The organism is Pseudomonas sp. BGI-2, from assembly GCF_004310295.1.
Lineage (GTDB): Bacteria > Pseudomonadota > Gammaproteobacteria > Pseudomonadales > Pseudomonadaceae > Aquipseudomonas.
The window spans coordinates 159249-169203 of the sequence record NZ_SISB01000007.1 but is presented as its reverse complement, the minus strand read 5'-3'; the positions used below and the strand labels follow the sequence as shown (position 1 = coordinate 169203).

12 protein-coding genes and 1 tRNA gene are annotated in these 9955 nt (G+C 57.7%); all 13 read left to right on the top strand.

Features of this window, described 5'->3' with window-relative positions:
* The first annotated feature begins 254 nt into the window (after window positions 1–254).
* The 13 genes from ruvC (at window position 255) to EYC95_RS07575 (ending at window position 9753) form a co-directional block, all read left to right on the top strand.
* Complete coding sequence (gene ruvC, locus EYC95_RS07635) at window positions 255–779, top strand: crossover junction endodeoxyribonuclease RuvC (RefSeq protein WP_131059806.1); 525 nt, start codon at window positions 255–257, stop codon at window positions 777–779.
* Window positions 780–894: 115 nt separating this feature from the next.
* Window positions 895–1509: a Holliday junction branch migration protein RuvA gene (gene ruvA, locus EYC95_RS07630; protein WP_131059805.1), complete on the top strand. Its 615-nt coding sequence runs from the start codon at window positions 895–897 to the stop codon at window positions 1507–1509.
* Window positions 1510–2571, top strand: coding sequence for a Holliday junction branch migration DNA helicase RuvB (ruvB, locus tag EYC95_RS07625; RefSeq protein WP_131059804.1), 1062 nt, complete (start codon window positions 1510–1512; stop codon window positions 2569–2571).
* A 127-nt stretch (window positions 2572–2698) separates the two neighbouring features.
* A complete protein-coding gene (gene ybgC / locus EYC95_RS07620; RefSeq protein WP_131059803.1) occupies window positions 2699–3166 on the top strand; it encodes a tol-pal system-associated acyl-CoA thioesterase in 468 nt (155 codons plus the stop codon).
* Window positions 3156–3851 (top strand): protein TolQ, encoded by a 696-nt coding sequence (gene tolQ, locus EYC95_RS07615; RefSeq protein ID WP_008147369.1) that lies wholly within the window; start codon window positions 3156–3158, stop codon window positions 3849–3851. The genes ybgC and tolQ overlap by 11 nt, the downstream gene beginning before the upstream one ends.
* Before the next feature lie 23 nt (window positions 3852–3874).
* A complete protein-coding gene (gene tolR, locus EYC95_RS07610) occupies window positions 3875–4327 on the top strand; it encodes a protein TolR (protein ID WP_161807482.1) in 453 nt (150 codons plus the stop codon).
* A complete protein-coding gene (tolA, locus tag EYC95_RS07605) occupies window positions 4327–5406 on the top strand; it encodes a cell envelope integrity protein TolA (protein ID WP_131059802.1) in 1080 nt (359 codons plus the stop codon). Before tolR ends, tolA begins: the two co-directional genes overlap by 1 nt.
* A gap of 29 nt (window positions 5407–5435) precedes the next feature.
* Window positions 5436–6704: a Tol-Pal system beta propeller repeat protein TolB gene (gene tolB / locus EYC95_RS07600; protein ID WP_218568837.1), complete on the top strand. Its 1269-nt coding sequence runs from the start codon at window positions 5436–5438 to the stop codon at window positions 6702–6704.
* A 52-nt stretch (window positions 6705–6756) separates the two neighbouring features.
* Entirely contained in the window at window positions 6757–7254 is a 498-nt protein-coding gene (gene pal, locus EYC95_RS07595) for a peptidoglycan-associated lipoprotein Pal (RefSeq protein ID WP_131059800.1), read from the top strand.
* A 6-nt stretch (window positions 7255–7260) separates the two neighbouring features.
* Window positions 7261–8106, top strand: coding sequence for a tol-pal system protein YbgF (ybgF, locus tag EYC95_RS07590; RefSeq protein WP_131059799.1), 846 nt, complete (start codon window positions 7261–7263; stop codon window positions 8104–8106).
* Between the two features lie 166 nt (window positions 8107–8272).
* On the top strand, window positions 8273–8920 hold the full coding sequence (gene queE, locus EYC95_RS07585; protein WP_131059798.1) for a 7-carboxy-7-deazaguanine synthase QueE: 648 nt from the start codon (window positions 8273–8275) through the stop codon (window positions 8918–8920).
* A 1-nt stretch (window position 8921) separates the two neighbouring features.
* Window positions 8922–9614, top strand: coding sequence for a 7-cyano-7-deazaguanine synthase QueC (queC, locus tag EYC95_RS07580; protein WP_131059797.1), 693 nt, complete (start codon window positions 8922–8924; stop codon window positions 9612–9614).
* Window positions 9615–9677: 63 nt separating this feature from the next.
* Window positions 9678–9753 (top strand) — tRNA-Lys (locus tag EYC95_RS07575).
* Window positions 9754–9955: the final 202 nt, after the last annotated feature.

Below are 9955 nucleotides of genomic sequence, written 5' to 3'. Positions count from 1 at the left end.
TGGGGGAGGGCGGGGAGGGGGCTCCAACGTATGCCAACATGCGGAAAGCGTGGGAGGAGGGAAACACCCCTCACACCCGGGGGCATTTCCAGGGGGGGGGGCCGCCACGGGGGGGTGGGGGGGGAGAAGACCCAAGGGGGGGGGGGGTTTGGTGGGGGCCCCGCATCGCTGCGATGCGGCGACCCGACAAGCCTGCTCCCACATTTGTTATTCGCTGTATTGAATATCGTGCTCTTACCAGACCCGCAGGCGTTATGACTTTAATTCTTGGTATCGACCCCGGTTCGCGCATCACCGGTTATGGCGTGGTACGTGATACCGGGCGTGGCTGCGTGTACGTGGCGTCGGGCTGCATTCGCACGGGGACCGGCGAGTTGCATGAGCGTCTGCAAATCGTCTATCGCGGTGTGCGCGAAGTCATCCAGACCTACGGGCCGGTGACCATGGGCATTGAAAAAGTCTTTATGGCGCGCAATGCCGACTCTGCCCTCAAGCTCGGCCAGGCCCGGGGCGCCGCGATTGTCGCGGGTGCCGAAGAAAGCCTGGAGATCGCTGAATACACCGCGACCCAGGTCAAACAAGCCGTTACCGGCACCGGCGCCGCCAATAAAGAACAGGTGCAGATGATGGTCATGCACATGCTGAAATTGACCAGCAAGCCGCAAATCGATGCTTCGGATGCCCTGGCCATCGCCATTTGTCATGCTCATACCCGTTCCAGCCTGTTGCCCCATGGCCTGGGAACGGCACGCAGTCGTGGCGGGCGCCTGCGTCTCTGATAGCATCAGCAGTCATTTTTAGGGAATGAGGGTTTTGCGCCTGTGTTGCCGGCGCAAAACCCTTGTTCTGTCAGTCGCCAGTCATTGATCTGGCCAACGCTCAAGGATCTGAAACGTGATTGGACGCTTGCGCGGCACACTGGCTGAGAAACAGCCGCCGCACCTGATTCTGGATGTAAACGGTCTGGGGTATGAGCTGGAAGTGCCCATGACCACGCTGTATCGCTTGCCGTCGGTCGGTGAACCGCTGACCTTGCACACCCATTTGGTCGTACGCGAAGACGCGCAGTTACTCTATGGCTTCTTCGGCAAGCGTGAGCGAGACTTTTTTCGCGAGTTGATCCGTCTCAATGGTGTAGGGCCGAAATTGGCCCTGGCGTTGATGTCGAGCCTGGAAGTGGATGAGCTGGTGCGTTGCGTGCAGTCCCAGGACACCTCGGCGCTGACCAAGGTGCCGGGCGTGGGCAAAAAGACGGCCGAGCGCTTGCTGGTGGAACTCAAGGACCGCTTCAAGGCTTGGGAAACCGTGCCGGCAATGTTCGCCCTGGTGCCGAACCAGCCGGGTGGGCCGGATGCGGCTCCGGTCGCCACCGCCGAAAATGATGCGGTCAGCGCGCTGGTTTCCCTGGGCTACAAGCCGCAGGAAGCCAGCAAGGCGATTTCCGCGATCAAGGAGAAAGGTTTGAGCAGTGAAGACATGATTCGTCGTGCCCTGAAGGGAATGATCTAAGTGATTGAAGCTGATCGACTGATTACCGCCACGCCTGGCCCTCGCGACCGCGAGGAAGTCCAGGACCGGGCGATTCGTCCTGTCAGCCTGGCCGAATACATTGGCCAGCCGACCGTTCGCGAACAAATGGAGTTGTTCATCCAGGCGGCCCGTGGGCGCAATGAATCCCTGGATCACACGCTGATTTTCGGCCCGCCGGGTCTGGGCAAGACCACTTTGGCCAACATCATTGCCCAGGAAATGGGCGTGTCGATCAAAAGCACTTCCGGGCCGGTTCTTGAGCGTCCGGGTGATCTGGCCGCACTGTTGACCAATCTTGAGCCTCACGACGTGCTGTTCATCGATGAAATCCATCGGCTGTCGCCTATCGTCGAAGAGGTGCTGTACCCGGCCATGGAAGATTTCCAGCTCGACATCATGATCGGCGAAGGGCCTGCCGCGCGTTCGATCAAGCTTGATCTGCCGCCGTTCACCTTGGTCGGCGCGACGACGCGGGCCGGGATGTTGACCAATCCGCTGCGCGACCGTTTCGGGATCGTCCAGCGCCTGGAGTTCTACAACACCGCTGACCTGGCAACGATTGTCAGTCGTTCGGCGGATATCCTCGGCTTGCCGCTGGACCCGGAAGGCGCCTTCGAAATCGCCCGCCGTGCCCGTGGTACACCGCGAATTGCCAACCGCTTGCTACGCCGGGTTCGGGATTTCGCCGAAGTTCGCGCCAAGGGCCACATCACCAAACCGATCGCCGACCTGGCCTTGAACCTGCTGGATGTCGACGAACGTGGCTTCGATCACCAGGATCGACGTCTGTTGTTGACCATGATCGAGAAGTTCGATGGCGGGCCGGTCGGGGTCGACAGCCTCGCCGCAGCCATCAGTGAAGAGCGCCACACCATTGAAGACGTGCTGGAGCCGTACCTGATCCAGCAGGGCTACATCATGCGCACACCCCGGGGGCGGGTGGTGACGCGGCATGCGTACCTGCACTTCGGTTTAAACATTCCGACACGTATGGGCGAGATGCCCGTGGTAGACGAGTTCCTCGATGCCGTGGACGATTAATAACCTTTGCGCGCTGATTTTTTCGGAGTTTGTGCGGTCCTAGGACCGTACTTTCGCCAGAAAGCCGTGAATCAATGAAAAACAGTTGCCTGGCCGGATTGGCAACCTGAGGAGTAAGCACTAGAGTATGCGCGCGCAAAACGGGCTTGAGCCTTTCGCACTTCGTTGTCGCGTTTATTACGAGGACACCGATGCGGGTGGCATCGTGTATTACGTTAATTACCTCAAGTTTATGGAACGGGCTCGAACCGAGCGGCTCCGGGAGCTGGGCTTTGCCCAATCGGCGCTTGCAGGGGAGGACCTGTTGTTCGTCGTGCATTCCAGCGAAGCGCGTTACCACGCGCCGGCGCGACTGGACGACGAGCTGCTGGTAAGCGCTGAAGTAATCGAATTGAACCGTGTCAGCCTGCGCTTTAAACAGCAGGTCAGGCGAGCTACGGATAATGTGCTGCTCTGCGAAGGGCAGTTTCTGGTGGCCTGTGTGCGCACTAACAGTTTAAAACCCCGGGCCATTCCCGAAGCTCTACGTGCGGCCTTTGCCGACGTGAGCGGCGCGGGTACACACTCAAAGCAGGAGATAAAGCGTGGAAGCTAACGTCGTCGACCATTCCTCCATGTGGAGCCTGGTCAGCAATGCCAGTATCGTGGTGCAACTGGTAATGCTGATCCTGGTAGCCGCATCGGTGACCTCATGGATCATGATCTTTCAGCGCAGCAACCTGCTGCGCGCCGGTCGACGTGCCCTGGAGAGCTTTGAAGAGCGCTTCTGGTCGGGTATCGACCTGTCCAAACTCTACCGTCAGGCCGGCAGCAACCCTGATCCGGATTCGGGCGTCGAGCAGATCTTCCGTGCCGGTTTCAAGGAATTCTCCCGTCTGCGTCAGCAGCCTGGCGTTGACCCGGAAGCGGTCATGGAAGGCGTGGCCCGTGCCATGCGCGTCGCCATTTCCCGTGAAGAAGAAAAGCTCGAGCAGAGTCTGCCGTTCCTTGCCACCGTTGGTTCCGTCAGCCCGTACATCGGTCTGTTCGGTACCGTCTGGGGGATCATGAACTCCTTCCGTGGCCTGGCCACTGCCCAGCAAGCGACCCTGGCCACTGTGGCTCCGGGTATCGCCGAAGCACTGATCGCCACCGCGATCGGCCTGTTCGCGGCCATCCCGGCCGTTATCGCTTACAACCGTTTTGCTGCTCGCAGTGAGACCCTGCTGGGCCGTTACTACACCTTCGCCGATGAATTCCAGGCGATCCTGCACCGCAAAGTGCACACCAGCGAAGAATAAGCAGGTAATTTCCAATGGCTTTAATCGCTCGAGCTCGCAAAAAGCGCAAGCCGGTTGCCGAGATGAACGTGGTGCCTTACATCGACGTGATGCTGGTGCTGCTGGTCATCTTCATGGTGACCGCTCCGATGCTCAATCAGGGCGTGAAAGTTGATCTGCCCAAGGTTTCCAGCGAAGCCTTGCCGCAGGACAACAACACCCAGGTCCTGACCATTTCGATCAAGGCTGACAAGACCTATTACTGGAACCTTGGCAGCGAAGTCGACACCGAAAAACAGCAGGACAAGGCCATGACCTTGCCGCAAATGACTGACGCGGTGACCAAGATCATTCGCGCCGGGACTGAAGGCGGCAAGCGTACCCAGGTGTTCATCCGCGGCGACAAGACCGTCGATTACGGTTCCGTGATGGGCGCCATGGGCGGGTTGCAGAAAGCCGGGGTCGGTAATGTTGGCTTGATTACCGAGGCACCCTGATGCAGCAAATGCGAGAGCCGTCCGCCTCGGAAAGCTACTTCTGGCCTAGTGTCCTGGCGATTGTCTTGCACGTGCTGGTGTTCGGCATGCTGTTCGTCAGTTTCGCCTTCACACCGGAGCTGCCGCCGGCCAAGCCGATTGTCCAGGCGACCTTGTACCAGCTGAAATCGAAAAGTCAGGCGACCACCCAGACCAATCAGAAGATTGCGGGTGAAGCGAAGAAATCCGCCGCGCGTCAGACCGAAGTCGAACAGATGGAACAGAAAAAGATCGAACAGGAAGCGATCAAGGCCGCGGAACAAAAGAAGGAAGATGCGGCTCAAAAAGCCGAAGAATCCAAGAAGGCCGACGAGACGAAGAAAGCGGACGAGGCAAAAAAGGCTGATGAAGCCAAGAAAGCCGATGAAGCGAAGAAGACTGCCGAAGCCAAAAAGGTCGAAGAGAAACAATTGGCTGATATAGCCAAGAAGAAATCTGAAGAAGAAGCCAAAAAAGCTGCTGAAGAAGAGGCCAAGAAAGCGGCCGCTGAAGAAGCAAAGAAAAAGATTGTCGAAGACGCGAAGAAGAAAGCCGCGGAAGACGCCAAGAAGAAATCTGAAGCTGAAGAGGCGAAGAAGAAAGTCGCCGAAGACGCGAAGAAGAAAGCTGCTGCCGATGCTGCAAAGAAGAAATCGCAGGAAGCGGCACGTAAATCTGTCGATGAGAAAAAGGCTCAGGCCCTGGCAGATTTGCTTTCCGACACGACGGAGCGTCAGCAGGCCTTGGCGGATGAGCAGGGTGATGAAGTCGCGGGTAACTTCGACGATCTGATTCGCTCGCGCGCTTCTGAAGGTTGGGCGCAGCCACCGTCGGCCCGCAAGGGCATGAAAGTGATCCTGCAAATCAACATGCTGCCTGATGGAACAATCTCCGGCGTATCGGTTGCCAAATCCAGCGGTGATGTACCGTTCGACAGTTCAGCGGTAGCGGCGGTAAAAAATATTGGTCGATTGACCGAAATGCAGGGTCTGAAGCCAGCTGATTTCGCACCCTATCGTTCATTCAAGATGACATTCACACCTGAGGATCTAGCCTTGTGAGAAACCTTCTTCGAGGACTGCTTGTTGTCATGTTCTGCTTTGCAGGACTGGCCACCGCAGATGAAAAAAATATCCTGGTCAGCAGTGGTAGCTCCCAGGCAACTCCAATTGCCGTAGTGCCATTCGGTTTCCAGGGTGGCACCGTGCTGCCGGACGACATGGCCGAGATCATCGGCAACGACCTGCGCAACTCGGGTTACTACGCGCCGATTGCAAAGCAGAACATGATCAGCCAGCCGAGCCAGGCCAGCGAAATCATTTTCCGCGACTGGAAGGCTATCAACGCTCAGTACATTATGGTCGGCAGCATCGTTCCAGCGGGCGGTCGCCTGCAGGTTCAATACGCTCTGTTCAACGTCGCCACCGAGCAGCAAGTGCTGACCGGCAGCGTGTCGGGCAGCGTCGATCAACTGCGCGACATGTCGCACTACATCGCCGACCAGTCGTTCGAAAAACTTACCGGTATCAAAGGTGCGTTCTCGACTCGTCTGTTGTACGTGACGGCCGAGCGTTTTTCCGAGAAGAACACTCGCTACACGCTGCAACGTTCGGACTATGACGGTGCCCGTGCCGTGACCCTGCTGCAATCGCGCGAGCCGATCCTGTCGCCGCGTTTCGCACCGGATGGCAAGCGCATCGCTTACGTCTCGTTCGAGCAGAAGCGTCCGCGTATTTTCATGCAGAACATCGACACCGGTCGCCGTGAGCAGATCACCAACTTCGAAGGCCTGAATGGCGCGCCAGCCTGGTCGCCGGATGGCAATCGCCTGGCATTCGTACTGTCGAAAGACGGTAACCCGGACATCTATGTGATGAACCTGGGGTCGCGTCAGATCACTCGCGTCACCAATGGTCCTGGCATCAACACCGAACCGTTCTGGGGTAAGGATGGTTCGACCATCTACTTCACCTCCGACCGTGGCGGCAAGCCACAGATCTACAAAACCAGCGTCGGTGGTGGCGGTGCGGAGCGTGTGACCTTCATTGGTAACTACAACGCCAACCCTAAACTTTCGGCTGATGAAAAGACCCTGGTGATGATCCACCGCCAGGATGGCTTCACTAATTTCAAGGTGGCGGCCCAGGATTTGCAGCGAGGTAGTGTAAAGATCCTCACTGATAGCACTCTGGACGAGTCACCTACTGTTGCGCCCAACGGCACCATGGTAATCTACGCCACCCGCCAGCAGGGCCGGGGAGTCTTGATGCTCGTGTCCATTAATGGACGCGTAAGGCTCCCGCTTCCTACCGCACAAGGCGAAGTCAGAGAACCTTCCTGGTCCCCTTACCTGAACTGACGCGGCGCTACACGTTGTACTTAACACACTGGGGTTCATTAGGAGTTTCACGATGGAAATGCTGAAGTTTGGTAAATTTGCTGCGCTGGCTCTGGCCATGGCTGTAGCTGTAGGTTGCTCGTCCAAAGGCGGCGACAACGCCGGTGAAGGCGCTGTTGATCCAAACGCTGGTTACGGCGCTAACACTGGTGCTGTTGACGGCTCCCTGAGCGAAGAAGCTGCTCTGCGCGCAATCACCACCTTCTACTTCGAATACGACAGCTCGGACCTGAAGCCAGAAGCCATGCGCTCCCTGGACATTCACGCCAAAGACCTGAAAGCAAACGGCGCTCGCGTTGTTCTGGAAGGCAACACCGACGAACGTGGTACTCGTGAGTACAACATGGCACTGGGCGAGCGTCGTGCGAAAGCCGTTCAGCGTTACCTGGTACTGCAAGGTGTTTCCCCAGCTCAGCTGGAACTGGTTTCCTACGGCGAAGAGCGTGCAGTTGCTACCGGCAACGACGAGCAGTCCTGGGCTCAAAACCGTCGCGTCGAACTGCGTAAGTAATTCGTCATGCGAACGTGCCGTCGTGCTGTAACTGTTTTGGCTCTCAGCCTCGCACCGCTTGCGGTGTGGGCTGCGGTTCCTGTGGTCGATAACGACTCCGGCTATAACAATAGCGGGACTAGTTATCCGCCTGCGGGTTACGGTACGAACGGCGCCTATGCCGGGGGAGGGGTTTCGGCCCCTGTCTCGGCACAGGGCGAGCTGTTCAACCAACTGCAATCCATGCAGGAGCAGATCTCGCGCCAACAAGGCATCATCGAAGTTCTGCAAAATGATGTAGCGCGCATGAAGCAAGAGAACCTGGAGCGATATCAGGATCTTGATCGGCGCATAGGAACCGGCGTTGCACCAGCCGCGACTCCTGAAAATTCTTCCACCGGTGGCAGTTTGAATGCCCCCGGTGCAGCAGCAGGCGCAGGAGCGGCAGCAGGAACGGCAGTCGCTCAAGCACCTGCCGCGGGTGGCGAGCCGGCTGATCCAGCGAAGGAAAAACTGTATTACGATGCAGCCTTCGACCTGATCAAAGCCAAGGATTTCGACAAGGCCAGCCAGGCTTTTGCCGCATTCCTGCGCAAGTACCCGAACAGCCAATACGCGGGCAATGCCCAGTACTGGTTGGGCGAAGTGAATCTGGCCAAAGGCGATCTGCAAGGTGCGGGTCAGGCTTTTGCCAAGGTTTCGCAGCTGTACCCCAAGCATCCCAAAGTGCCTGATTCGCTGTACAAGCTGGCTGACGTAGAGCGCCGCCTCGGTCACACCGACAAGGTCAAAGGCATTCTGCAACAGGTCGTGTCCCAATATCCGGGTACCTCCGCTGCTCAGCTGGCTCAGCGTGATCTGCAGAAAATGTAAGGCTGCTTGACTCGTTTTGAAGAAACCCGCGCCTGTCGCGGGTTTTTTCGTTAGAATTCACGCCCTTTTTATGAAACACGCTTTTTGGGATCTGCGCGGTGGCGGGGTTCCTTGAAGTGCCTGACGGAGGCGGACAGCCTGTTTAGCTGTTATGCCCGTGGCGACTATGCAAGACACATTGAGAATCACCGAAGTTTTCTACTCGTTGCAGGGTGAAACGCGGACTGCCGGGCTGCCCACTGTTTTTGTGCGCCTGACCGGTTGCCCGTTGCGTTGCCAATATTGCGACAGCGCCTACGCGTTCACCGGCGGCACCGTTCGCCCGCTCGACGATATCCTCGAGCAAGTGGCCGGTTTCCGTCCGCGTTACGTGTGTGTTACCGGTGGCGAGCCGCTGGCACAACCCAACGCCATCCCATTGCTCAAGCAGTTGTGTGACGCCGGTTACGAAGTGTCGCTGGAAACCAGCGGCGCGCTCGACATCTCGGCGGTCGATCCACGGGTCAGTCGCGTCGTCGACCTGAAAACCCCGGGTTCGAAAGAAGCACATCGCAACCGCTACGAGAACATCGAACTGCTTACGCCCAACGACCAGGTTAAGTTTGTCATCTGTTCGCGGGAAGACTACGACTGGGCCGTGTCCAAGCTGATTCAGTACGGCCTCGACAAGCGTGCCGGCGAAGTGCTGTTCTCGCCAAGTCACCATGACCTGAACGCGCGAGACCTGGCTGACTGGGTGGTGGCGGACAACCTGCCAGTGCGACTGCAATTGCAGTTGCATAAATATCTTTGGAATGACGAGCCGGGGCGCTGAGATGACTGAACAACTGAACACTGCTGAAAAACGTGCGGTCATCCTGCTGTCCGGCGGGCTTGACTCCGCGACGGTCGTGGCCATGGCCCGCGCAGAAGGCTACAGCTGCTACACCATGAGCTTCGATTACGGTCAGCGCTCTCACGCCGAACTGCACGCAGCCGAACGTGTCGCCCGGGATTTGGGTGTGGTGGAACACAAGGTGATCGGCCTGAACCTCAACGGTATCGGCGGTTCGGCACTGACCGACACCAGCATCGACGTGCCGGAAGAGGCGGGCGAAGGTATTCCGGTGACTTACGTGCCAGCACGCAACACAGTGTTTCTGTCCCTGGCGCTGGGTTGGGCTGAAGTGCTCGGCGCGCGTGACATCTTTATCGGCGTTAACGCGGTGGATTATTCCGGATACCCGGACTGCCGTCCTGAGTTCATCGAGTCCTTCGAGCGCATGGCCAATCTGGCGACGAAGGCCGGTGTAGAGGGCAATGGCTTCCGTATCCAGGCGCCACTGCAGAACCTCAGCAAGGCGCAGATCGTCCAGGCCGGCGTGAAGCTGGGGGTCGATTATGGGCTGACCGTTTCTTGCTATCAGGCCGACGATAAAGGCTACGCATGCGGCAAATGCGACAGCTGCCGACTGCGTGCAGAAGGCTTTGCAGCGGCCGGCGTGAGCGACCCAACCCCTTATTTTTGATTTATTTCAAATTAGGTGTTGAATAGTCCTTAAAAATCAGTATTATACGCGCCACCACACAGCGGGTCGTTAGCTCAGTTGGTAGAGCAGTTGGCTTTTAACCAATTGGTCGTAGGTTCGAATCCCACACGACCCACCATTTTTGTAGCAGTTTTAAAAGTCTGGAAGGCCCACGCAAGTGAGGATTTCCGGATTTTTTTTTGCCCACGATTTGAGTTCGGCTCAACGCGGGGCTGCACCGCGTGACGCAGGTCAGAATCATCTTTTGCATCCCTCGGATATTCTGTAGCCTTGCGCATCTTCAACGCTGTCCGTGCCTGATGATACTCACTTTCCCGGCG